General features: G+C 42.2%; 1 pseudogene. It reads left to right on the forward strand.

The features are described from left to right. Positions 1–414 (forward strand): annotated as a pseudogene (locus PPL9_RS32405) (hypothetical protein); the annotation flags it as partial. Positions 415–567 lie beyond the last annotated feature (153 nt).

The following is a 567-nucleotide window of genomic DNA, read 5'->3' on the forward strand; positions in this document are numbered from 1 at the left end:
CGTCTTGCAGATATGGGCGAGCACATTGAGCGCTTTGAGTTTGCTGATGGGACAGCCCTAAGTGAAATCAAGGTTCGTGAAGATGGTCGCATGGAACTTATCGGCACATCTGAGGATGACGTTATTATTGGCAGTGCTTCTGATGAGATTGTTACGGGTAATGAAGGAAGCGATACTTTTATCTTTATCGGTACATCGTTTGGCATTGATAAAGTCACAGACTTTGCTGCCGGGGCCGGATCAGAAGATATAATACGCTTTGACACAAATGTATTTGCCGATTTTGACGCGGTGATCATAGCAGCTAGCGATGATGGAAGTGATACTGAAATACGCCTAGATGGCAATAATTCGGTAACGCTGAAAGGCGTTCTTGTCTCTGATCTTCATTTAGATGATTTCCAGTTTGCATAATATTCTGACTTAGGACACCAGCACTGCGATCTTCCGATCTCTTTGCTGGTGTCTGTTCAAAACAACCAAGAGTAAATGCCTAATACTTCCAGCTAAATACTTGGTATAAATTCAGTAATATCAGATATTTACTCTTTAAGTTAGCGCCTATGG

It is taken from the genome of Pseudovibrio sp. POLY-S9, from assembly GCF_001431305.1.
Lineage (GTDB): Bacteria > Pseudomonadota > Alphaproteobacteria > Rhizobiales > Stappiaceae > Pseudovibrio.